Consider the following 22,901-nt stretch of genomic DNA (forward strand, 5'->3'; position numbering starts at 1 on the left):
ACGATGCAACCGCACACCGACGCCACCCTGCAAGCCCTGGCCGAAGAGGCCGTGGTCTACGCCTACCCGCTGTACGAGATGTGCCGCATGCGCGCGGCCACCTCGCCGCAGCGCACCGACGCCGCCGGCGAGGCGCCCAAGCCGCTGCGCTGGTGCAACGTGTTCACGCACGCGCGCCAGCTGCTGGGCGCGGGCAAGAGCCGCGTCGTCACGCCGAACAACGACACGCTCTACACCAACGCCTGGCTCGACCTGGGCGAGGGCCCGCTCGTGATCGACGTGCCCGACACCGCCGGGCGCTACTACGTGCTGGGCCTGCTCGACTTCTTCACCAACCCCTTCGCCCACCTGGGCCAGCGCCTCACGGGCACGGCGGCGCGCGCCTTCGTGCTCACGCCGCCGGGATGGCGCGGCACGCTGCCCGCGGCCTTCGACGCACCGGGCGCGCGCATCGAGGCGCCCACGCGCTGGTTGTGGATCATCGGGCGCCTGCTGGTCGACGGCCCACAGGACGTGCCCGCCGTCAACGCGCTGCAGGACGGTTTTCTCGTGCGCACGCTGGCCGACTGGGAAGCCGGCCGCCGCTCGGCGCCGCGCGCCTTCGACCCGGCCTGCGATCCGAAGGCGCCGCTCACGGCCGCGCACTTCGCCGCGCAGGTGAATGCGGCGCTGCGCGACAACGCACCGCCGGCTGGTGATGCCGCGCAGCTCGCGCGCTATGCATCGCTCGGCATCGGGCCCGGCGCGGGTGCGCTCGACGACGGCCAGCGCGCCGCGCTGCAGGCCGCGCTCGACACCGTGCTGCCCCGGCTGCGCGAGGCGCAGTCGGGCCGCACCACGGCCTCGGGCTGGGTGCAGATGCCGCTCGTGGAAGGCTCCTTCGGCGACGACCACCTGGCGCGCGCGCTGATCGCGCTCAAGTACATCGGCATGCTCGAAAGCCGCGAGGCCACCTACCCGATGGCCTGGCACGACGCCGCAGGCGAGCCGCTCACCGGCCAGCGCCGCTACACGCTGCGCTTCGCGCCCGACGCACTGCCACCGGTCGATGCCTTCTGGTCACTCACGATGTACGACACGCGCGACTACATGCTGGTGGACAACCCCATCGACCGCTACGCCGTCGGCGACCGCACGCCGGGGCTGCGGCGCGACGCGGACGGCGGGCTCACGCTGCACATCCAGCATGCGCGCCCCGAAGGCGAGGCCGCGCGCGCCAACTGGCTGCCCGCGCCCGAAGGCCGCTTCTACCTGTGCCTGCGCGCCTACGTGCCGCGCGCCGAACTGCTCGACGGCCGCTACCAGCTGCCGCCCCTCACCGTCACCAAGGATTCCGCATGAGCGCCACCGCTGAAAAACCAAAAGCAACCGAAGAAGAAAAACCCTTCCTCATCGTCGGCACCGGCACCGAGACCGTCGCGCCGGGCCTGCACATCCTGCGCGGGCAGGGCCAATCGTTCGTGGCCGAGACCAACGTGGGCCTGGTCGTGATCGACGCCGGCCCGGGCGGCTCGGTGACGCAGGGCATGATCGACGCGCTGCGCCAGCTCAGCGACGCGCCGGTGCATGCGCTGTGCTTCAGCCACGGCCACATCGGCTACAACGCCGGCGTGCCGATGTGGCTGGCCCATGCCGCCGCGCGCGGCGATGCGCCGCCGCGCATCATTGCGCACCGCAACGTGCCGCGCCGTCTGGCGCGTTACCGCGAGACGCTGGCCCTGCAGCACCGCATGGCCGAGATCCAGTTCAACCGCCCCGCCGGCTTCTTCGACCACCGGCTGGTGACGCACCCGCCCACCGAGACCTTCGACGACGTGCTGCAGATCGGCAGCGGCGAGCGCCGCATCGAGCTGCGCTGGGCGCCCTCGGAAACCGACGACGCGATCGCGCTGTGGAGCCCGGCGCAGCGCGTGCTGTACGGCGGCGCGGCGCTGATCGACTCCATTCCCAACATCGGCACGCCCTTTCGCACGATGCGCGACACGGTGCGCTGGGCCGACACGCTGGAAGCGCTGGCGGCGTTGAAGCCGCGCAAGGCGGTGCGCGAATTCGGCGCCACGCTCGAGGGCGAAGACCAGGTGCAGCACGTGCTCCTGCACACGGCCCGCGCGCTGCGCTGGGTGCGCGCCGAGGTGGTGCGGCTCATGAACGAGGGGCTCAACGAGCGCGACATCCTGGCGCGCATCCGCTTTCCCGACGAGCTGTTCGCGGTCGAGTGGATGAAGCCCACCTACGGCGACCCGGGCTACATCGTGCGCGACATCTACCGCTCGGAGAACGGCTGGTGGGACCGCAACCCGACCTCGCTGCACCCGGCCGCGCCCGAGGCCATCGGCCGCGCGGTGGCCGACGCCATCACCGACAAGCGCGGCGTGATCGACCAGGCACGTGCGCTGGCGGCGGGCAGGCAGTGGCAGCTCGCGCTGCACGTGATCGACCTGCTGGCCACCGCCGAGGGCGAGGCCAGCGAGATCGCCGAGGCGCGCTCGCTCAAGGCCGAATGGCTGCGCGAGCGGGCCCGCGAAGTGCCCAGTTACGTCTCGCGCAACCTGTATCGCGTGGGCGCGGACATGATCGAACAAGGCACGCAGGCGCGCTTCGGCATCCGCTGAGGCCTTTCCATCGGAGACACGGACCATGACAACCACAACACCATTCCGCTTCGGCCTGCGCCTGCTGGCCGCCTGCTCCCTGGCCGCACTGGCAACGGCCAGCCACGCACAACAGGCCGACAGCTACCCCGACAAGCCCGTGACGCTGGTGGTGCCCACCGCGGCGGCCGGCGGCACCGACACCATCGCGCGCCTGATCGGCGACGGCCTTGGCAAGATCCTGAAGCAGCCCTTTGTGGTCGACAACCGCCCGGGCGCCAACGGCATCCTCGGCAGCGAGGTGGTGGCGCGTTCCACGCCCGACGGCTACCGGCTGCTGTTCACCTACGCCGCGACGATGGTGGTGAACCCCAGCCTCTACAAGAAACTGCCCTACGACCCGCTGAAGGACTTCATGCCCATCGCCCAGGTCGGGCGCGGCGGCAACCTGCTGCTGGTGCGCAAGGACCTGCCGGTGAAGACGATCCAGGAGTTCGTCGCCTACGCCAAGGCCCGCCCCGACAAGCTCAGCTACTGCTCGTGGGGCAACGGCTCGGGCGGCCACCTGGCGATGGAAAGCCTCAAGAAGCAGGCCGGCCTCGTGATGACGCACGTGCCCTACAAGGGCAGCGGCCCCTGCGTGCAGGACCTCGTGGGCGGCCAGGTCGATGCGGCGTTCGCCGACATCTCGTCGACCGTGGAGATCGTGCGCGCCGGGCGCATCCGCGCGCTGGCCAACAGCGGCCCCTCGCGCATCCCGATGCTGCCCGACGTGCCGACCATGACCGAGAGCGGCTACCCCTTCACCACCTACGCCTGGTACGGCCTGCTGGCGCCCGCCAAGACGCCGCCGGCCGTCGTGAAGAAGCTCAACGAGGCCGTGAACCAGGTGCTGCGCGACCCCGCGGTGGTGCGTCGCATGTACGAGCTGAACTTCAACGACCTGCCACAGAACACGCCCGAGCAGTTCACCGCCACCATCCGCAGCGACCTGCGCGACTGGGGCGCGCTGGTGAAGGACATCGGCCTGACGCTCGAATGAACGCCTGAGCGACCCTGACCAAGGGTAAGCAACATGGTCGGCCGGCGGCGCTTCCCACACACTGCGCCGTGACAGGCACGGTTTCTGCTCATCGGCTGCGCGATGGCGACCGCGCCAGCGCGCACCATGACCGAGCTTCTTCACTTCAGCCGACAACTCACCGCCGAAGCCCAGGCGCAGGCCTCGGGCGTGGGCGCCTGGGACCAGCACTACGAGCAGCTGTCCAACGGCCGCTTCGAGGGGCTGGCCGAAGACCTGCACCTGGACTTCGTGCAGGTCTTCCACGAGCGCGCCAACCAGACCGTGCTGCAGCGCGGCCGGGGCCGCCCCGGCGCCATCGCCTTCGCGCTCACCGAGACGGCCGCCCCGGGCAGCTGGTACTGCGGCCACGACCTGGGCGGGCGCCAGCTCAGCGCGCTGCCGCCGCGGGGCGAGTTCGAGCTGCTGGCCGGCGCCGGCATGGACCTGATGGCCGTGTGCGTCGACACCGAACCGCTGGCGAAGCTGGCCACCACCCTGTTCGGCCCCGACTTCGAGCTGCGCATGCCGGCGCCCGCGCCGGTGCAGCACCCCGGCTTCGACGAAACCGCCTTCACCCGCCTGCTGGGCGCCGCCCTGTCGCTGGCGCGCGACAACCTCGCGCAGCTCGAACAGCCGGCCGCGCGCCACATGCTGTCGCTGTCGCTGGCCGACGCGGTGCTGCAGTGCATGGGCTCGAAGGCCTTCGAGGCCCGGCTGCCCGCCAGCACAGCGGCGCGCCGCCACATCGTGGCCAAGGCGCGCGAGTACATGCAGGCGCACGCCGACGAGCCCATCAGCGTGCCCGACCTGTGCGCGGCCACCGGCGTGTCGCGCCGCTCGCTGCAGTACGCCTTCGAGGACGTGCTGCACCTGAGCCCCGTCACCTACCTGCGCGTGATGCGCCTGAACCGCGTGCGCTGCGAGATGCAGGCCTGCCGCGAGGACACCATCGGCGACATCGCCGCGCGCTGGGGCTTCTGGCACCTGTCGCGCTTTGCCATCGACTACGCGCGCCTGTTCGGCGAGCTGCCGTCCGCCACGCGCGCGCGGTGGTTTGCCAAATCTTGATAACGCCCGCGCCAGCAGCGCTCTTACCTTCGCGGTTGTCCACCACCACACGCGAAGAAGGATGCAGCCATGCGCAGCAGCTACCACCGAACGCCCGGCCGCGGCGCCGCACGGCGTCTCCTGGGCACCGCCCTGGCCTCTGCCCTGGCGCTCGCCCTCGGCCCCCTGAGCACTGAGCCGGCCCGGGCCCACGGCGGCGCGGCCCACATGGTGCCGCTGAAGAAGACGGTGGAAGACTTCGGCGGCACGCTGCGCTGGGACAGCTTTGCCAACGTGTTCACCGTGGCGCGCAACGGCACGCTGGTGCGCCTGAAGCCCGGCTCGAAGACGGCGCTGGTCAACGGCCAGCCGATGCAGCTCGATGTGCCCGTCGTCATGCGCAAGGGCGCGGCCTACGTGCCGCACGACTTCGTGAACCAGGTGTTCCAGTCCAGCCTGGACAAGACCTTCGTGGTCGAGCGCGTGCCCAACCCTCTGAACCCGCTCACCGAGGCCGAGATCCAGGCCACGCTCGAGGTGCTGAAGGCCTCGGGGCGCCACAAGGCCGGCCTGCGCTTCACCGAGATCAGCGTGAAGCGCCCGCCCAAGGACGAGGTCTGGAACTTCGCGCTCACCGGCCAGCCCGTGCGCGCGCCGCGCCAGGCGGCCTTCGTGGCGCTGGACGGCAAGAAGGTCATCGAGGGCACGGTCGATCTCGCGGCGCGCACGCTCACCGCATGGAAGCCGATCGAGGGTGCGCACGGCATGGTGCTGCTGGACGACTTCGCGACCGTGCAGAGCGCCATCGAGGCCAGCCCCGACTACGCCAAGGCCCTCGCCACGCGCGGCATCGCCGACGTGAAGAAGGTGGTGGCCACGCCGCTCACCGTGGGCTACTTCGATGGCAAGGATTCACTGCGCCAGGAAGACCGCCTGCTGAAGGTGGTGAGCTACCTGGACGTGGGCGACGGCAACTACTGGGCGCATCCCATCGAGGGCCTGGTGGCGGTGGTCGACCTGGAGCAGAAGAAGGTCATCAAGATCGAGGACGGCGGCCTGGTGCCCGTGCCGCTCAAGCCCACGCCCTACGACGGGCGCGACCGCGCGGCCACGCCCGCGCCCAAGCCGCTGGAGATCACCGAGCCCGAAGGCAAGAACTACACGATCACCGGCCACACGATGCACTGGCGCAACTGGGACTTCCATGTGCGGCTCGACTCGCGCGTGGGCCTGGTGCTCTCCACCGTCACCTACAACGACAAGGGCACGAAGCGCAAGGTGATGTACGAAGGCTCGCTGGGCGGCATGATCGTGCCCTACGGCGACCCCGACACCGGCTGGTACTTCAAGGCCTACCTCGACTCGGGCGAGTACGGCATGGGCACGCTCACCTCGCCCATCGAACCGAACAAGGACGCGCCGCAGAACGCCGTGCTGCTGGACGCCACGCTGGCCGACTACACCGGCGCGCCCACCAAGGTGCCGCGCGCCATCGCCGTCTTCGAGCGCTATGCCGACCCCGAGTTCAAACACCAGGAAATGGGCAAGCCCAACATCAGCACCGAACGGCGCGAGCTGGTGGTGCGCTGGATCAGCACGGTGGGCAACTACGACTACCTGTTCGACTGGGTGTTCGCCGAGAACGGCACCATCGGCATCCACGCCGGCGCCACCGGCATCGAAGCGGTGAAGGGCGTGAAGTCGCGCACCATGCAGGACCCCACGGCCGCCGAGGACACGCGCTACGGCACGCTGCTGGACCACCACATCGTCGGCACCACGCACCAGCACATCTACAACTTCCGCCTCGACCTGGATGTGGACGGCGAGCAGAACACGCTCACCGAGGTCGACCCCGTGGTGCTGCCCAACACGCGCGGCGGCCCGCGCACCAGCACCATGCAGACGGTGCAGCGCACGGTGCGCACCGAGCAGCAGGCGGCGCAGAAGTTCGACCCGTCGACCATCCGCCTGCTGAGCAACCCGTCGCGCAACAACAAGGTCGGCAACCCCGTGTCCTACCAGCTGGTGCCGTACGCGGGCGGCACGCACCCGATTGCCAAGGGCGCCAACTTCGCGAAGGACGAGTGGATCAACCACCGCCTGAGCTTCATGGACCGCCAGCTCTGGGTGACGCGTTACGACCCCGAGGAGCTGTTCCCCGAAGGCAAGTACCCGAACCGCTCGAACAAGGACACGGGCCTGGGCCAGTTCACGGCCGACAACCAGGAGATCGTGAACACCGACAACGTGGTGTGGCTCACGACCGGCACCACGCACGTCGCGCGCGCCGAGGAGTGGCCGATCATGCCGACCGAGTGGGTGCATGCGCTGCTCAAGCCCTGGAACTTCTTCGACGAGACGCCGACGCTGGGGCTGAACCGGCCTGCCGCGAAATGACTGCCGCGAACGACGAGGCCATCGGCCGCTACGAAGACCTGATGACGCTGGCGCCCGCGCTGCAGGCGCCGACCTACCGCCAGATGGACCGGCTCTACGCGACGCGCGCGATCCGGCGCGGCACGCACGTGCATCCGCTGCCCGAGGGCACGCCGATCGATGCGCAGCGCTTCGGCATCGACGGCTTCATGGCGCGCAACCACACGGCCGGCCTGCTGGTGATCAAGGACGGCCATGTCGTGCTCGAGCGCTACGCCATGGGCAACGACGCGGCGACGAAGTGGCTGTCGTTCTCGGTCGCGAAGTCGCTGACCTCCACGCTGGTCGGCGCGGCCGTGAAAGATGGCCACATCGCCAGCCTCGACGACCCGGTGGTGCGCTACCTGCCCGCGCTGCGCGGCTCGGCGTACGACGACGTGACGGTGAAGCAGGTGCTGCAGATGAGCTCGGGCGTGGCCTGGAACGAGGACTACCTCGACGCCGGCTCCGACCGGCGCCAGCTGATGCGCGTGCAGCTCACGCGCGAGAAGGGCGCGGTGCTGAAGTTCATGGCACAGCGCCCGCGCGTGGCACCGGCTGGCACGCGCTTCAACTACAGCACCGGCGAGACCTGCCTGGTCGGCGAGATCCTGGCCAGCGCGATCCGCCGGCCGATCAGCGACTACCTCTCGCAAAAAATCTGGGCGCCCTTCGGCATGGAGGCCGATGCCTACTGGCAGCTCGATGCGGTCGATGGCCAGGAGTTCACCGGCAGCGGCGTGAACGCCACGCTGCGCGACTTCGGGCGCTTCGGCCTGTTCGTGCTCGGCGGCGGCGTGGCCGGCGGCCAGCAGGTGCTGCCCGACGGCTGGGTGGCCGATGCCACGCGCGTCGATGCAACCAGCCACCTCGGGCCCGGCACGCTCGCGGGCTTCGAGCCGATGGGGTACGGCTACCAGTGGTGGACCTTCCCGACCGGCGCGAAGGCGCTGCCCGAACTCGACGGCGGCCTGTTCGCCGCGCTCGGCATCTTCGGCCAGCAGGTCTACATCCATCCGAAGGAACGGCTCGTGGTCGCGATCCACAGCACGTGGCCGGCGCCGATCCATCCGCCGAGCCTGGTCGAGACCGATGCGCTGCTCGGCGCACTGACCGCCGCGCTGCGCACCTGAACAGAGCGTGGCGCACGCCACGCCCTGCACTGCGTCAGGAAAAGATCACCTGCGCGTCGGTGTACTCCTTCAGCCCTTCTTCCGCGAACTCCACGCCGAGCCCCGAGGCCTTCACGCCGCCGAAGGGCGCGTTGGGCTGGATGGCGCCGTGCTTGTTGATCCACACCGAGCCGCACTCCAGGCGCGAGGCGATGCGCTTGGCATGCTCGATGTCCTTGGACCACACGGAACCGCCGAGGCCGTTCTCGCTGTCGTTGGCGGCGCGGATGGCCTCTTCGACGTCGGTGTAGCGGATGACGGGCAGCGCGGGCCCGAACTGTTCTTCGTCGACCAGCGCATCGCCGTTCTTCAGGCCCGCGACGATGGTCGCGGGGAAGAACAGGCCCTCGCCCGGCTCGCCGCCGGTGAGCACCTGGCCCTTCTTCTTCGCGTCGGCCACGAGCCGTGCGACCTTGTCGAACTGCATGCGGTTCTGCACCGGGCCGAGCACGTTCTTCTCGTCCATGCCGTCGCCCATCGGCACCTGCTTCGCAAAGGCCGCGAGGTGCTCGCACACCTCGTCGTGGATGCTGGCGTGCACGTACAGGCGCTTCATGGCCGCGCAGGTCTGGCCGTTGTTGAGGAAGGCGCCCCAGAACAGGCCTTCGGCAATGGCCTTGGGGTCGGCGTCGGGCAGCACGATGCCGGCGTCGTTGCCGCCGAGTTCGAGCGTGAGCCGCTTCATGGTGCTGGCGGCCGACTGCATCACCTTCTTGCCGGTGGCGCAGGAGCCGGTGAACACGATCTTGCGGATGACCGGGTCGCTCGCCATGTCGGCGCCGAGGTTGGAGGTGCGGTCGTCGCAGCTCACGCTGTTGACGACGCCTTCGGGCAGCACCTCGTTGAGCAGCTCGACAAAGCGCAGCGTGGTCAGCGGCGTGTAGGGCGAGGGCTTGATGACGACCGTGTTGCCCGTGCGCAGCGCCGGCAGCACGTGCCACACGGCGATCAGCACCGGGAAGTTCCACGGCGTGATCGAGCCGACCACGCCCACGGGCTTGCGGAAGATCTCGACGTGGCCCTGCGCGTTGTCCTGCAGCACGCGCGGCGGCAGCGACAGCGCCGCGGTGGCGCCGGCCCAGGCCGCGGCGCCGCCCAGCTCCCAGCGCGAACCCAGGCCGTTGAGCGGCTTGCCCTGCTCCAGCGTGAGCAGGCGCGCCAGCTCTTCGGCGTGCGCGCCGATCTTCTCGGTGACGGCGCGGCAGGCGGCGGCCAGTTCGTCGTCGGACTTTCGCGACCAGCTCGTAAAGGCTTTCTGCGCGGCGGCCACGGCGGCGGCGAGGTCGTCGCGCGAACCGTTCGGCGCGGTGCCGATCACCTGGCCATTGGCGGGGTTGCGCACTTCGAAGGAGGCCGTGCCTGGCACCGCGCGACCGCCGATCGTCATTCTTGTCTCTTGCATTGCTTTGTCCTTATGGGTTGACGCTGGAACGCGCCGCCGCAGGGCGGGCGCGCCCGATCAATGTAGGAAAAGCAGGGGCCGGCGTCTTGGAGCCAGGCGTCAGCGAATGGACTCAGGCGTCAGTCAGTGCGCCAGGGGTCCAAGTGCCAGGCGCCCCGGCGGCACGCCGTAGCGCTTGCGGAACTCGCGGTAGAAGAACGACAGGTCGTTGAAGCCGCAGTCGTAGGCGACCACCGCGATGGCCGGCGCGGGGCCGCCCTGCCGGGCCGCCGCGTCGAGCGCGGCGCGCGCCGCCGCCAGCCGGGTGTCGAGGATGTGGCGGCTCGGCGAAACGCCCAAGGCCTCGAAGGCGCGTTGCAGCAGCCGCGGCGACACGCCCAGGTGGCGCGCCAGTTCGCCCGCGTGGAAGGCCGGGTCGTGGAACTGCAGCGCCACATGGTCCATCGCGCGGCGCAGCACGCCCTCGCCCGCGTTGCGCGACAGCAGCGCAGGCGCCTGCCGCGCGCGCTCGACCAGCACCGAGCCGAACACGCCGAGAAAGGCCTCGACCAGGTGCGCGTCGTCGGACTGTCCGCTGTCGAGCAGGCGCGCGAGGATGGCGCGCATCGCGAAGCCCAGCGCGTCGCCGCGTCGCACGCACACGCCGCCCTGCAGCGTGGGGCCGAAGCGCGCGAGCATGTCGGCGCGCGGCAGGTGCACCGACACCTGCTGCGAGCTGGCGCCGTCGTAGACGAATTCCGAAGGCCGCGCCGAATCGATCAGCACGATGTCGCCGGCCTGCACCGCGATCTGCTGCGCGCCCTGGCACATGAGCGCGCCGCCATGGTCCTGGAACACGAGGAAGAAATGCTCGCGGTCGTCGCGCCGGATGGCCTGCGCATCGCGGTGCACGCGCTGCAGGTTCTGGCCGATGAGCGCCACGTCGACACCGCCGGCGCGCCGCACCTCGATGCCGCCCGAGACGGTCTGCTGGCGCGGCATGGGCACGGGCGTGAAGTTGCCGCACACGGCCTGCAGGCGCGGGCCGACGAGCTCGAACGGCATCTCGGCGCGCATCCGCGGGGTCAGCGGGCCGCCGCTCAGGTGCGCGGGCGAATCGAAGAAAGAAGCGCTCACAGAGGGTGTCTCCTTGCAGGGCGCCGGGCCAGCGCTCAGTCCTCGTCCATGACCCGCGAGCGGCCGAACCAGAAGCCGAGCACCAGGCCGACCGTGCCGGCACCGATGCCGCCCCACAGGCTCAGGAAAGTGTAGACGTTGTAGCGCCCCGGATGCTGCGCGAGCGCACTCGCCAGTGCGGGTTCATTGAGGCCGCCGAGCCCGCGCGCGGCGGCGTAGTCGAAGCCCGCGGCGCCCAGGAAATGCGGTGCCACGAGGATCGGCAGCGCCGTGAAGAACGGAAACCACGCGCCGCGCATCCGGCGCCAGCGCATGAAGATCGCCGCGACGAGCAGCACCGCGCCGACCGCGACGGTGCCGAGCGCGAAGGGCTGGCGCGCGAGCGGCAGCAGCCAGGGCCAGATCCACGGCAGCGGGTACAGCGGCCATTCGGCGCGCGGCGCCAACCCACCCGGCCGCGCGACGACCGACCAGCCCAGCGTGTCGAGGCCGCTGAACACCAGCGCCGACACGCAGGCCACGGCCGCGACGAGCAGGCACACGCTGCGAAACGGCGAGGCGCTGCCTTGCAGGAAGCCGGGCGACGGCTCGGGCGGCAACGCCGGCGACCGGGGCCAGCCCGACTGCCAGTGCCGCACGACGATCGACGTCGGCACCGGCGGTGGCGCCACGTCGCCGCGCACCAGCCAGTCGATGAACAGGATGCCGACCGCGAACGCCATGACCGCCGTGAGCCACGCGCAGACGCCCGGCATGTCGACGAAGCCGGCCGGCGTCAGCATCGGCAGCTGGCCGTAGGCCACGCCCGCGAAGCCGTAGAGCCAGATGATCGGCACCGACAAGGCCATGGCCGTGTGCATCAGCACGGCGTCGGTCTCGGCCGACTCGTGGCGCAGCGCCTGCGCGCGCGACCACGCCTCGCGCCAACTCACTTCGCCAGGGCTTTCAGTGCCATCTTGATGCCGTCGCTCACGCTCGCGTCCTTCGGCAGCGCCTTCAGCGCGAGCGCGGCTTCCTTGTCGCTGTAGCCCAGCGCCACCAGCGCCTGCAGGATGTCGGCCTGCGCGTCGGACGCGGCATGCGCCGGCAGGCCGATGTCGGCGCCCAGCTTGCCCTTGAGCTCCAGCAGCAGCCGCTCGGCGGTCTTCTTGCCGATGCCCGGGATCTTCACGAGCCGGCCCAGCTCCTGCGTGGTGATGGCCTGCGCCAGCTCGCCCACGCTCATGCCCGAGAGCAGGCCCAGCGCGGTGCGCGGGCCCACGCCGGTGATCTTGATGAGCTGGCGAAACGCCGCCCGCTCCTCGGCGGTGCCGAAGCCGTAGAGAATCTGCGCGTCCTCGCGCACGACGAAGTGCGTGAGCAGCGACACCTTCGCGCCGACGTTGGGCAGGTTGTAGAACGTGCTCATCGGCACGTCGACCTCGTAGCCGACGCCGTTGCAGTCCACCACCACCTGCGGGGGGTTGCGCTCTGCGAGCGTGCCGGTCAGTTTGCCTATCATGGGTGCCCTTTTTCCTTGAAATGTCCGGCGTGATTCTGCGACACACCTTTACCCCCCTGAACAATTCGCGCCTCGGCCACCTGTGCGGCCCGCTGGATGCGCACCTGCGCCGCATCGAGGACGCCCTGGGCGTGAAGATCGCGCACCGCCACGAGCAGTTCAAGGTCGACGGCCCCAAGGCCCCGGCGCAGCGGGCCATGGAGGTGCTGCAGGCGCTGTACGAGATCGCCCAGCGCGCCATCGACCCGGCCGTGGTGCAGCTCACGCTGGCCGGCGACGGCTCGATGAGCGACGAGGACGCGGCCATGCTCGTCACGCGCCGCGCCGACCTGCGCGCGCGCACGCCCACGCAGGCGCTGTACCTGGACAACATCGCCAAGCACGACATCACCTTCGGCATCGGCCCGGCCGGCACCGGCAAGACCTACCTGGCCGTGGCCTGCGCGGTCGATGCGCTGGAGCGCGCGGCGGTGCAGCGCATCGTGCTCACGCGCCCGGCCGTCGAGGCCGGCGAGCGCCTGGGCTTTCTGCCGGGCGACCTGACGCAGAAGGTCGACCCGTACCTGCGCCCGCTGTACGACGCGCTGTACGACCTCATGGGCTACGAGAAGGTGCAGAAGGCCTTCGAGCGCAACGTGCTCGAGATTGCACCGCTGGCCTTCATGCGCGGGCGCACGCTGAACAACGCCTTCGTGATCCTCGATGAGGCGCAGAACACCTCGGTGGAGCAGATGAAGATGTTCCTCACGCGCATCGGCTTCGGTGCCAAGGCGGTGGTGACGGGCGACGTGAGCCAGATCGACCTGCCCAAGCAGCAGCTGAGCGGCCTGATCGACGCCGAGCGCGTGCTCAAGCGCGTGGCCGGCATCGCGACCACGCACTTCACGAGCGCCGACGTGGTGCGCCACCCGCTGGTGGCGAAGATCGTCGATGCCTACGACGGCCAGCGCAAGCGCTCGGGAGGCCACTGACATGGCGGCCTCCTTGCTTCCGGCCCTGTCGCTGTCGCTGCAGTTCGGGCGCTTCAAGGGCGTGGAGCGCCACCGCGCCGCGCTGCCGCGCCACAGCGTGAACCGCTGGATTCGCCATGCGCTGGACATCGACGGCGAGATCACCGTGCGCATCGTCGATGCCGAGGAGGGCCAGCGCCTGAACCGCGAGTTCCGCGGCAAGGACTACGCCACCAACGTGCTCACCTTCGACTATGCGCAGGGCCCGGTCGTGATGGCCGACCTGGTGCTGTGCGCGCCCGTGGTGGCGCGCGAAGCCAAGGAAAACCGCAAGACCCTCGCCGCGCACTACGCGCACCTGCTGGTGCACGGCACGCTGCACGCGCAGGGCTGGGACCACGAGACCAGCGAGGCCGACGCGGACGAGATGGAAGCGTACGAAATCGAGATCCTCGCGGGCCTGGGCATTCGCAGCCCGTACGGGCGCTGAGCGGAGGCCGCGGCGGTGTCGGACACCGATCCCTGGCTGCCGCGCTGGCTGCCGCTGCTGCGCGAATGCGCCGGCGACGGGCCGGTGCTCGAACTGGGCTGTGCGGCCGGTCGCGACACCGCCACGCTGGTCGACGCCGGCTTGCGGGTGTTGGCGGTCGAGCTGTCGTCCGATGCCCTGGCGCAGGCGCGGCAACGCGTGCCGGCAGGCGCCGAGTTCCACTGCGGTGATTTCCGCGACGCCTGGCCGCTGGCGGAGGGCGCCACGGTCGGCGCCGTGCTCGCCAGCCTGTCGCTGCACTACTTCGCGTGGGACGAAACGCTGGCGCTGGTGCGGCGCATCCACCGCGTGCTGCGGCCCGGTGGCGTGCTGTTGTGCCGCCTCAACTCGGTCAACGACCGGCATCACGGCGCGCGCGGCCCGTCGGCCAGCGAGCGGGACGAGGATTTTTTCTACACGGTGGACGGCATTCCCAAGCGCTTCTTCGACCGCGCCGCGGTCGAGCGGCTGTTTGCCGACGGCTGGCAACTGCAGCACCTCGAGGAGGTGCGCGTGCTGCGCTACGACGAACCGAAGGTGGCGTGGGAAGCGGTGATCCGCCCTGCGCCGTTCACGCCGTCATCTGCAGCGGGATCGTGACCGGCCCGTCGTTCAGCAGGTGCACCTGCATGTCGGCGCCGAATTCGCCGGTCGCCACCACCGGGTGCGCGCCGCGCGCCTGCGCCACGAAGTACTCGTAGAGCCGGCGGCCCTCGTCGGGCGGCGCCGCGAGCGTGAAGCTGGGGCGGTTGCCGCCGCTCACGTCGGCGGCCAGCGTGAACTGGCTCACGACCAGCAGGCCGCCGCCGATGTCCTGCACGCTGCGGTTCATCTTGCCGGCCTCGTCCGAGAAGATGCGCAGCTTGAGGATCTTGGCGAGCAGGCGGTCGGCCACGCTGTCGCCGTCGCCGCGTTCGGCGCACAGCAGCACCAGCAGGCCGGCCTCGATGGCGCCGACGGTCTGGCCCGCGATATCGACGCGGGCGTGGGCGACGCGCTGGAGCACGGCTTTCATGAATGGTGGTCCTCGAGTCGGGTGGCGCGCGCTTCCATGGTGAGCGGCAGCAGTTGAATGGTCACGCGCAGGCCGGGCACGGCGTCCATCAGGGCCTGCTCCAGTTCGTCGCGCAGGTTGGCGGCGCGCTGCAGGGTCCAGTCGCCGGGCACGTGCATGTGCAGGTCGGCAAAGCGGCGCTGGCCGGCGCCGCGCGTCACCATGTCGTCGAAGCGCAGGCGGTCGCCCTCGGCATGGTTGGCGGCGAAGGCGTCGAGGGTGGCGCGCACGGTGGCGAGCGTCTCGGCATCGAGCGCCTCGTCCATCAGGCCCTGCGAGGAGCGCCACACGAGCTTGAAGCCCTCGCGCACGATGTTGAGCGCCACGCCGATGGCGATCAGCGGGTCGAGCCAGAGCCAGCCGCTGAAATGCACGGCCACGATGCCGACCAGCACGCCGACCGAGGTCCACACGTCGGTCATCAGGTGGCGCCCGTCGGCCTCCAGCGCGATGGAACGGTGCGCGCGGGCCGCCCGGAACAGCACGAACGCCAGCGCCGCGTTGAAGCCCGAGCTGATCACCGACAGCGCCAGGCCCCAGCCCAGTTGCTCCAGCGGCTGCGGCGACAGCAGCCGCAGCACCGACACCCACAGGATGGCGACGGCGGCGGCCACGATCAGCAGGCCCTCGAAGCCGGACGAGAAGTACTCGGCCTTGTGGTGGCCGTAGGGATGGTCCTCGTCGGCCGGGCGCTCGGCGATGGTCACCATGGCCAGCGCGAACATGGCGCTGGCGAGGTTGACGCAGGACTCCATGGCGTCCGAAATCAGGCCCATCGAGTTCGTCAGGTAGCCGGCCCATCCCTTCAGGAGGATGGTGATCAGGGCCACCGCGACAGAGACGCGAAGCAGCGTTTTAGGGGTCAACGTCATGCAGAAAGAACAAGATCAGGTAAAAAGGGCCTGTGCGGGCGGGCATTACGTCGCAGGAATCGGCTGAATTATCAGCCGCGTGACCATATGTAACGCCTTCGCCTTAATATTTGCGCTCATTGCGAAGCAATCAGTCACAGAGAGGCAAATGATGAAGAAATTTTTGACCGCCGCCCTCGGGCTCGCCATCGTCGGCGCAGCCACCCTGGCCCAGGCCCAGGCACCCGCTGCGGCGCCCGCAGCAGCAGCACCCCAGCAGGCCGGGTTCGTGAAGACGGTGCGCGGCAACGTCCAGCTGCTCGACAGCGCCGGCGCCACGCGCACGGCCGCCCCCGGCGACGCGCTGGGCGCGGTCGACCGCATCGTGACCGGCCCGGATTCGTCGGCGGCCGTCGTGCTGCGCGACAACACCACGCTGATGGTCGGCCCGTCCTCGCGCATGGACCTCAAGGAATTCCACTTCGACGGCACCACCCGCGACGGCGGCATGCTCGTGTCGCTGCTGCGCGGCTCGATGCGCATGATCACCGGCCTCATCGGCAAGACCAACCCCGACGCCGTGCGCGTCGAAACCCAGACCGCCACCATCGGCATTCGGGGCACGGACTTCATCGTGCAGACCGACGGCCAACCCTGAAAAGATGCAGACACTGTTACGCCGCTCCTCCCTTCTTCTCGCGACCACGGTCGCCCTGTTCCTGGCCGCCTGCTCCTCGCCGGGCACGCGCGTGGTGCTCCTGCCCCAGGCCGACGGCACGCCCTCCGCCGTGGTGGTGCGCGCCAAGGACGGCGAAGAAGTGCTCTCCAAGCCCTACCAGCGCGCCACGGCCGCAGTGGGCGCGAGCGGTGCGCCGGTGGTCGACCAGGCCGACGCGGCCAAGGTCCAGGCCGAGAACAAGCCCCTGTTCGACATGCGCCCGCCGCTTCCGCAGCGCTACACGGTGTTCTTCGAAGTGGGCACCACCACGCTGACGGCGGCGTCGCAGCAGATCATGACCGAGGCGCTGGCCGCCGCGCTGGCCCGCAGCGGCGGCGACATCGTGGTGACCGGCCACACCGACACCAAGGGTGCCGGCGAGCAGAACGACCAGCTGTCGCGCCGCCGCGCGCAGGAAGTGGTGCAGCTGTTCGTGGAGCGCCAGTTCCCGGCGAACCGCATCGAGGCCGTGGGCCGTGGCGAACGCGACCTGGCCGTGCCGACCGCCGACGAGGTGGACGAGCCGCGCAACCGGCGCGTGACCATCGAGGTCCGCTGACCCCGCCGCGCTGCCCCCATTGAAAAAGGCCCCGAGGGGCCTTTTTTTCTTGCGATCAGCTCAGGGTCACCCGCGCGAACTTGCGCTTGCCGACCTGCACCACGTAGCTGCCCGCGGGCAGCTTCAGGCCCTTGTCGGACACCACGACCGAATCGATGCGCACGCCGCCGCCGTCGATCAGGCGGTTGCCCTCGCCCGACGACGACGCCAGGTTGGCCTGCTTGAGCAGCTGGCCAATGCCCAGCGGGGCGCCGCCGAGCGCCACCTCGGGAATCTCGTCGGGCACGCCGCCCTTGCTGCGGTTGATGAAGTCCTGCTCCGCCGCATCGGCCGCCGCCGCGCTGTGGAAGCGCGCAGTGATTTCCTTGGCCAGCGCCACCTTGGCGTCCTTCGGGTTGCGGCCGGCCGCGATCTCGGCCTTCAGCGCCTCGATCTGCGCCACCGACTGGAAGCTCAGCAGCGTGTACCAGCGCCACATCAGCGTGTCGGAGATCGACAGCACCTTGGCGAACATGCTGTTGGCGTCCTCGCTGATGCCGATGTAGTTGCCCTTGCTCTTGGACATCTTCTCGACGCCGTCGAGCCCTTCGAGCAGTGGCATAGTGAGTATGCACTGCGGCTCCTGGCCGTATTCCTGCTGGAGGTGACGGCCGACGAGCAGGTTGAACTTCTGGTCGGTGCCACCCAGTTCGAGGTCGCTTTGCAAAGCCACCGAGTCGTAGCCCTGCATCAGCGGGTACAGGAACTCGTGCACCGAGATCGACTGGCCGGCCTTGAAGCGCTTGTTGAAGTCGTCGCGCTCCATCATGCGCGCCACCGTGTACTTGGCCGCCAGCTGGATCATGCCGCGCGCGCCCAACGGGTCGCTCCACTCCGAGTTGTAGCGGATCTCGGTCTTCGATTCGTCCAGCACCAGCTTGGCCTGGGCGAAGTAGGTCTCGGCGTTGGCGCGGATCTGCTCGGCCGTGAGCGGCGGGCGGGTGCTGTTGCGGCCGGAGGGGTCGCCGATCAGGGAGGTGAAGTCGCCGATCAGGAAGATCACGCGGTGCCCCAGGTCCTGGAGCTGGCGCATCTTGTTGAGCACCACCGTGTGTCCGATATGAATATCCGGTGCGGTCGGGTCCAGGCCCAGCTTGATGCGCAGCGGCTTGCCGCTGGCTTCCGCCTTCTGGAGCTTCTTGACCCACTCGTCCTGCGGCAGCAACTCGTCAGCGCCGCGGAGGGATATTTCGAGGGCTTGTCTTACACCATCGGAGAGGCTGGTGGATGTAACAGATTCGGCGTTCATGGGCTTTTTTGGCGGTTTTTCCGGTGGCCGAAGCTATACTCAGCCCGACTTTTCAAGCGCCGGATTCTAAGCGGCGCTTTTTTTCCGCACCGTCTCCTGCCGCCCTGAACGCACTGGGCCTTGCAGCACGGACCTGCAGAACCTGAGTTGGAATCCACAGTTTGATCAACGGCATCCTTGCCGCCGAGGAGCTTCTCGCTTCCCGCGTGGCGTACACATTCCGGACGTACCCCAAGCAGATCACCGCAGCGATCGCTGCGATGCTGCTCAGCGCCGGCACCCTCGCGGTCGCCTCGCTCGGTCCCGACGCGTCCGACCTCCCCATCCAGCAAGTGCTCGAAGCCACCGCGCCGGTGTCTTTCGCCGACCAGTCGGCGTCGCTCGAGAACTTCAGCTTCACGCTGTTCCGCACCGACGTCTCGCGCTCCAGCGACACGGCCGAGGCGCTGATGAAGCGCCTGGGCATTTCCGACCCTGCCGCCACCGCCTTCGTGCGCGGCAACGCCGAAGCGCGCATGGCGCTGTTCGCGCGCGTGGGCCGCACCGTGACGGCCGAAGCCACGCAGGAAAACCAGCTGCAAAAGCTCAGCGCCCGCTGGATTCCCGACGCCGACGGCGGCTTCAAGCGTTTCGTCGTCGAGCGCACGCCCACCGGTTTTGTCGCCCGCACCGAGCGCGACATGCTGACGCCGGGCACGCGCCTGGCCAGCGGCACCATCCGCAGTTCGCTGTTCGCCGCCACCGACGACTCGCGCATTCCCGACGCCGTGGCGAGCCAGCTGGCCGACATCTTCGCGGGCGACGTCGACGTGCGCTCGCTGCGCAAGGGCGACCGCTTCGCCGTGGTCTACGAGACCTTCGAAGCCGACGGCCAGGCGCTGCGCAGCGGCCGCGTGCTCTCGGCCGAGTTCGAGAACAACGGCAAGGTCCACCAGGCCGTCTGGTTCCAGCCCCCGGGCGCGGGCCAGAAGGGCAGCTACTACCGCCCGAACGGCGACAGCCTGCGCAAGGCCTACCTGGCTTCGCCGGTCGAGTTCTCGCGCGTGTCCAGCGGTTTCGCGATGCGCATGCATCCGATTTTGAACAGCTGGCGCCAGCACAACGGCATCGACTACGCGGCGCCCACGGGCACCGCGGTGCGCACGGTCGGTGATGGCACGGTCGATTTCGCCGGCACGCAAAGCGGCTACGGCAACATCGTCATCATCAACCACCGCAACAACCAGCAGACGGCCTACGCCCACCTGAGCCGCATCAACGTGAAGGCCGGCGAGAGCGTGAGCCAGGGCCAGACCATCGGCGCCGTCGGCTCCACCGGCTGGGCCACCGGCCCGCACCTGCACTTCGAGTACCGCGTCGGCGGGGCCTACCAGGACCCGACCACGATCGCACAGGAAGGCGGCGCCCCGATCACCGCCGCCCTGCGTCCGGCCTTCGAACGCATCGCCGTGGGCGCCCGCACCGAGCTGGCCGCCGCCTTCTCGGTGATCCAGGCCAGCGCCGACTGAGCCTCGCTCCCCTGGGCATGGCCGCCGCACCGCAGCCGCCGCAGCAACGCTTCATCGGCCTGATGTCGGGCACCTCGCTCGACGGGGTCGACGGCGTCATCGCCGATTTCTCCGACGACGGCCACCTCGCGGTGATCGGCCACGCCAGCGCCGACTTTCCCGCCCCGCTGCGCGCCGAGCTGCTGGCGCTCAACACCCCCGGCGACAACGAACTGCACCGCGCGGCCCTGGCCGGCAACGGCCTGGCGCGGGTGTACGCCGACGTGGTCGCGCAGCTGCTGGCCCGCACCGGCACCGCCCCGACAGCCGTCGCCGCCATCGGCGCCCACGGCCAGACCGTGCGCCACCGGCCGCTCGAATTCGACGGCACGGGCTACACGCTGCAGGTCAACAACCCCTCGCTGCTGGCCGAACTGAGCGGCATCGACGTGGTCGCCGACTTCCGCAGCCGCGACCTCGCGGCCGGCGGCCAGGGCGCCCCGCTGGTGCCGGCCTTTCACCAGGCGCTGTTCGCCCGGCCCGACGCGCCCGTCGCCGTGCTGAACCTCGGCGGCATCTCCAACCTGAGCCTGCTGCCGGCCACGAATGCGCCCGCGGGCACCGCCCCCCTGCTGGGCTTCGATTGCGGCCCCGCCAACGCGCTGATGGACCACTGGTGCCTGCGCCACCTCGGCCAGCCCTTCGACCGGGGCGGCCAGTGGGCGGCCAGCGGGCGCGTGCTGCCCGAACTGCTGGCCCGGCTGCAGGCCGAACCGTATTTCGCCAAGGCGCCGCCGAAGAGCACGGGGCGCGATTTATTCCATCCGGACTGGCTGGCCGGCCACCTGGGCACGGCCGCCTGGGCGCCTGTCGACGTGCAGGCCACGCTGGCAGAACTGACCGCCAGCACCTGCGCGGCAGCGTTGCGAAGCTATCAAAAAGAGAGCGCGTTGCTGATCGTCTGCGGCGGCGGCGCGCTCAACGACCACCTCATGGCCCGCCTGCGCGCCCTGCTGCCCGGCGTGCAGGTGCAGGCATCGTCCGAACACGGCCTACCGCCCCAGCAGGTCGAAGCGGCCGCCTTCGCGTGGCTGGCCCGGCGCACCGTCCGGCGCGAACCCGGCAACCTCGCGAGCGTGACCGGCGCGCGCGGGGCACGGGTGCTCGGCGCGATCTACCCCGCCTGAACTGCGTCAGCCCTGGCCGGAGACTTCCGGCTGCGCAGGCTGGGCCGCGCGCACTTCTGCGGGCAGATGCCAGAAGATCAGCGCCGAAGCCACCGTGATGAGCCCCATGGTCGCGAACGTGGCCTGGAACGCATCGAGCGTCTGCATCGGCGTTGCCGTGCCGAACACGCCGTTGTAGCCCGCCAGCACGGCGCCGGCTGCGGCCACGCCCAGGCTCATCGCGAGCATCTGCACCATCGACAGCAGGCTGTTGCCGCTGCTGGCCATGCCGCCGTCGAGGTCCTTCAGGGTGATGGTGTTCATGGCCGTGAACTGCAGCGAATTGACCGCGCCGAACACCAGCAGCTGCAGCAGATGCAGCGCCACCGGCTGCCCCGGCGCCGTGAGGCCGAAGCTGGCCATGGTGCAGCCCACCAGCACCGTGTTGGCCACCAGCACGCGGCGGTAGCCATGGCGCGTGATCAGCGGCGTGGCAAAGCGCTTCATCGCCATGCCGGCCAGCGCCACCGGCAACATCATCAGCCCCGCGCGCACCGGCGAATAGCCCATCGACACCTGCAGCAGCAGCGGCACCAGAAAGGGCATGCAGCTGCTGCCCAGGCGCGAGAACAGGTTGCCCAGCAGGCCGATGCTCAGCGTCGGAATGCCGAACAGCGCGGGCGAGAACAGCGGCTCCGGCGTGCGTGCCGCGCGCAGCCAGTAGGCGACCACGGCGGCGAAGCCGAAGATCAGCACCGCCATCACCCCGCCTTGGCGCAGCCCGAGCCCCGACACGCCGTCCACCGCCAGCGAGATCGCCACCATGCCGAAGGCCAGCAGCGCGTAGCCCACGCCGTCGAAGCGCTTCTGGAGCGCGCCACGCAGGTCCGGCATGTAGCGTAGCGTGGCGATGCAGCCGGCCAGCCCCACCGGCACGTTGATCAGGAAGATCCAATGCCAGGAGGCGTACTGCACCAGCCAGCCGCCCAGCGTGGGGCCCAGCAGCGGCCCGATGAGCCCCGGGATGGCCACGAAGCTCATTGCCTGCAGGAACTCGCCGCGCGGCACCGTGCGCAGCAGCGCCAGGCGCCCCACAGGCAGCAGCAGCGCCCCGCCCAGGCCCTGCACCACCCGCGCCGCCACGAGCTGCCCCAGCCCCTGCGAGAGCGCGCACAGCACCGAGCCGGCGGCGAACAGCACGATGGCGCAGAAGAAGACGCGCCGCGTGCCGAAGCGGTCAGCGATCCAGCCCGAGGCCGGGATCAGCATCGCCATGGTGAGCGCGTAGGCCACCACCACCGACTGCATGCGCAGCGGGCTCTCGCCCAGGCTGGCGGCCATCGCGGGCAGCGCCGTGTTGATGATGGTGGCGTCCAGCGTCTGCATGAAAAAGCCCACGGCCACGAGCCACAGCAGGCTCTTGCGGGCGGGATCGACGGGGACGGCGGTTTCGGGGCTCATCGGGAAGGCGTGGACTCGGAAAAACGACAGACAGCAAAAAACCGCCCGGAGGCGGCTTTTTCGAGGGGGCTGGTCAGCAGCATCCAGGCATCAGGCCGAGAAGCTGGAACCGCAGCCGCAGGTGCTGGTGGCGTTCGGGTTCTTGATGACGAACTGGGCGCCCTGCAGGTCTTCCTTGTAGTCGATCTCGGCGCCGAGCAGGTACTGGTAGCTCATGGCGTCGATCAGCAGCGACACACCGTTCTTGGTCATGGTGGTGTCGTCTTCGTTGGTGATCTCGTCGAAGGTGAAACCGTACTGGAAGCCCGAGCACCCGCCGCCCTGCACGAACACGCGCAGCTTCAGGTCGGGATTGCCCTCTTCGGCGATCAGGTCGGCGACCTTGGCGGCCGCGCTGTCGGTGAAGACGATCGGCTCGGGCATCTGGGTCTGGATGTTTTCGGCAACAGCGCTCATGGGGTGAAACTCCTTGGGGGGCCGCTTGGGCGGCCAATGGGACGGATGCTACTGCAATGCCGCAATTTCGGC

Annotated in this window: 22 protein-coding genes; 13 read left to right on the forward strand and 9 right to left on the reverse strand. The window is 69.8% G+C overall.

Going from position 1 to position 22,901, the window contains the following annotated elements; translation table 11 throughout:
- Positions 1–3 precede the first annotated feature (3 nt).
- From ACAM42_RS28975 to ACAM42_RS29000, 6 genes are all read left to right on the forward strand, one after another.
- Positions 4–1,341, forward strand: coding sequence for a DUF1254 domain-containing protein (locus ACAM42_RS28975; protein ID WP_369630218.1), 1,338 nt, complete (start codon positions 4–6; stop codon positions 1,339–1,341).
- Positions 1,338–2,612 (forward strand): alkyl sulfatase dimerization domain-containing protein, encoded by a 1,275-nt coding sequence (locus tag ACAM42_RS28980; RefSeq protein ID WP_369630219.1) that lies wholly within the window; start codon positions 1,338–1,340, stop codon positions 2,610–2,612. Before ACAM42_RS28975 ends, ACAM42_RS28980 begins: the two co-directional genes overlap by 4 nt.
- A gap of 25 nt (positions 2,613–2,637) precedes the next feature.
- On the forward strand, positions 2,638–3,633 hold the full coding sequence (locus tag ACAM42_RS28985; RefSeq protein ID WP_369630220.1) for a Bug family tripartite tricarboxylate transporter substrate binding protein: 996 nt from the start codon (positions 2,638–2,640) through the stop codon (positions 3,631–3,633).
- A gap of 126 nt (positions 3,634–3,759) precedes the next feature.
- A complete protein-coding gene (locus ACAM42_RS28990; protein ID WP_095746874.1) occupies positions 3,760–4,722 on the forward strand; it encodes a helix-turn-helix domain-containing protein in 963 nt (320 codons plus the stop codon).
- Positions 4,723–4,791: 69 nt separating this feature from the next.
- Positions 4,792–7,101 carry a primary-amine oxidase gene (gene tynA, locus ACAM42_RS28995; protein WP_369630221.1) on the forward strand — a complete coding sequence of 770 codons (2,310 nt, stop codon included), beginning with the start codon at positions 4,792–4,794 and terminating at the stop codon, positions 7,099–7,101.
- Entirely contained in the window at positions 7,098–8,252 is a 1,155-nt protein-coding gene (locus ACAM42_RS29000) for a serine hydrolase domain-containing protein (RefSeq protein WP_369630222.1), read from the forward strand. Before tynA ends, ACAM42_RS29000 begins: the two co-directional genes overlap by 4 nt.
- A 34-nt stretch (positions 8,253–8,286) precedes the next feature.
- Here ACAM42_RS29000 and ACAM42_RS29005 read toward each other — a convergent pair whose 3' ends face one another.
- The 4 genes from ACAM42_RS29005 to ruvA form a co-directional block, all read right to left on the reverse strand.
- Positions 8,287–9,693 (reverse strand): aldehyde dehydrogenase family protein, encoded by a 1,407-nt coding sequence (locus ACAM42_RS29005; RefSeq protein WP_369630223.1) that lies wholly within the window; start codon positions 9,691–9,693, stop codon positions 8,287–8,289.
- Positions 9,694–9,816: 123 nt separating this feature from the next.
- Entirely contained in the window at positions 9,817–10,809 is a 993-nt protein-coding gene (locus ACAM42_RS29010; protein WP_159272810.1) for a helix-turn-helix domain-containing protein, read from the reverse strand.
- Between the two features lie 35 nt (positions 10,810–10,844).
- Complete coding sequence (locus tag ACAM42_RS29015) at positions 10,845–11,741, reverse strand: hypothetical protein (RefSeq protein WP_095947950.1); 897 nt, start codon at positions 11,739–11,741, stop codon at positions 10,845–10,847.
- Positions 11,738–12,310: a Holliday junction branch migration protein RuvA gene (gene ruvA / locus ACAM42_RS29020; protein ID WP_056577514.1), complete on the reverse strand. Its 573-nt coding sequence runs from the start codon at positions 12,308–12,310 to the stop codon at positions 11,738–11,740. Before ruvA ends, ACAM42_RS29015 begins: the two co-directional genes overlap by 4 nt.
- Before the next feature lie 20 nt (positions 12,311–12,330).
- Here ruvA and ACAM42_RS29025 point away from each other — a divergent pair, with 20 nt between their 5' ends.
- The 3 genes from ACAM42_RS29025 to ACAM42_RS29035 are packed head-to-tail and all read left to right on the forward strand — an operon-like array spanning position 12,331 to position 14,389.
- A complete protein-coding gene (locus tag ACAM42_RS29025; RefSeq protein ID WP_172438305.1) occupies positions 12,331–13,281 on the forward strand; it encodes a PhoH family protein in 951 nt (316 codons plus the stop codon).
- Between the two features lies 1 nt (position 13,282).
- Positions 13,283–13,750, forward strand: a complete 468-nt coding sequence (gene ybeY / locus ACAM42_RS29030) for an rRNA maturation RNase YbeY (RefSeq protein ID WP_062479245.1) — start codon at positions 13,283–13,285, stop codon at positions 13,748–13,750.
- Between the two features lie 15 nt (positions 13,751–13,765).
- On the forward strand, positions 13,766–14,389 hold the full coding sequence (locus ACAM42_RS29035; RefSeq protein WP_369630224.1) for a class I SAM-dependent methyltransferase: 624 nt from the start codon (positions 13,766–13,768) through the stop codon (positions 14,387–14,389).
- Here the strand turns inward: ACAM42_RS29035 and dtd are convergent.
- Together dtd and ACAM42_RS29045 are read right to left on the reverse strand one after the other, a co-directional pair.
- Positions 14,361–14,804: a D-aminoacyl-tRNA deacylase gene (gene dtd / locus ACAM42_RS29040; RefSeq protein ID WP_062479238.1), complete on the reverse strand. Its 444-nt coding sequence runs from the start codon at positions 14,802–14,804 to the stop codon at positions 14,361–14,363. The genes ACAM42_RS29035 and dtd overlap by 29 nt on opposite strands.
- Positions 14,801–15,715 (reverse strand): cation diffusion facilitator family transporter, encoded by a 915-nt coding sequence (locus tag ACAM42_RS29045; protein ID WP_062479235.1) that lies wholly within the window; start codon positions 15,713–15,715, stop codon positions 14,801–14,803. Before ACAM42_RS29045 ends, dtd begins: the two co-directional genes overlap by 4 nt.
- Positions 15,716–15,866: 151 nt before the next feature.
- On the opposite strand from ACAM42_RS29045, the gene ACAM42_RS29050 reads away from it, so the two are divergent.
- On the forward strand, positions 15,867–16,352 hold the full coding sequence (locus tag ACAM42_RS29050) for a FecR domain-containing protein (protein ID WP_369630225.1): 486 nt from the start codon (positions 15,867–15,869) through the stop codon (positions 16,350–16,352).
- 4 nt (positions 16,353–16,356) lie between these two features.
- Complete coding sequence (locus tag ACAM42_RS29055) at positions 16,357–16,971, forward strand: OmpA family protein (RefSeq protein ID WP_095746883.1); 615 nt, start codon at positions 16,357–16,359, stop codon at positions 16,969–16,971.
- Positions 16,972–17,026: 55 nt separating this feature from the next.
- Here the strand turns inward: ACAM42_RS29055 and tyrS are convergent, their stop codons facing one another.
- On the reverse strand, positions 17,027–18,259 hold the full coding sequence (gene tyrS, locus ACAM42_RS29060; protein WP_369630226.1) for a tyrosine--tRNA ligase: 1,233 nt from the start codon (positions 18,257–18,259) through the stop codon (positions 17,027–17,029).
- 161 nt (positions 18,260–18,420) lie between these two features.
- Between tyrS and ACAM42_RS29065 the strand changes: the two genes are divergently transcribed.
- Both ACAM42_RS29065 and ACAM42_RS29070 read left to right on the forward strand, forming a co-directional pair.
- On the forward strand, positions 18,421–19,767 hold the full coding sequence (locus tag ACAM42_RS29065) for a M23 family metallopeptidase (RefSeq protein ID WP_062479224.1): 1,347 nt from the start codon (positions 18,421–18,423) through the stop codon (positions 19,765–19,767).
- Between the two features lie 17 nt (positions 19,768–19,784).
- Entirely contained in the window at positions 19,785–20,933 is a 1,149-nt protein-coding gene (locus ACAM42_RS29070) for an anhydro-N-acetylmuramic acid kinase (protein ID WP_369630227.1), read from the forward strand.
- 6 nt (positions 20,934–20,939) lie between these two features.
- Here ACAM42_RS29070 and mdtD read toward each other — a convergent pair whose 3' ends face one another.
- Together mdtD and erpA are read right to left on the reverse strand one after the other, a co-directional pair.
- Complete coding sequence (mdtD, locus tag ACAM42_RS29075) at positions 20,940–22,373, reverse strand: multidrug transporter subunit MdtD (RefSeq protein WP_139706042.1); 1,434 nt, start codon at positions 22,371–22,373, stop codon at positions 20,940–20,942.
- A 90-nt stretch (positions 22,374–22,463) separates the two neighbouring features.
- On the reverse strand, positions 22,464–22,829 hold the full coding sequence (gene erpA, locus ACAM42_RS29080) for an iron-sulfur cluster insertion protein ErpA (RefSeq protein ID WP_056577477.1): 366 nt from the start codon (positions 22,827–22,829) through the stop codon (positions 22,464–22,466).
- Positions 22,830–22,901 lie beyond the last annotated feature (72 nt).

Source organism: Variovorax sp. V35 (genome assembly GCF_041154465.1).
GTDB lineage: Bacteria > Pseudomonadota > Gammaproteobacteria > Burkholderiales > Burkholderiaceae_C > Variovorax > Variovorax boronicumulans.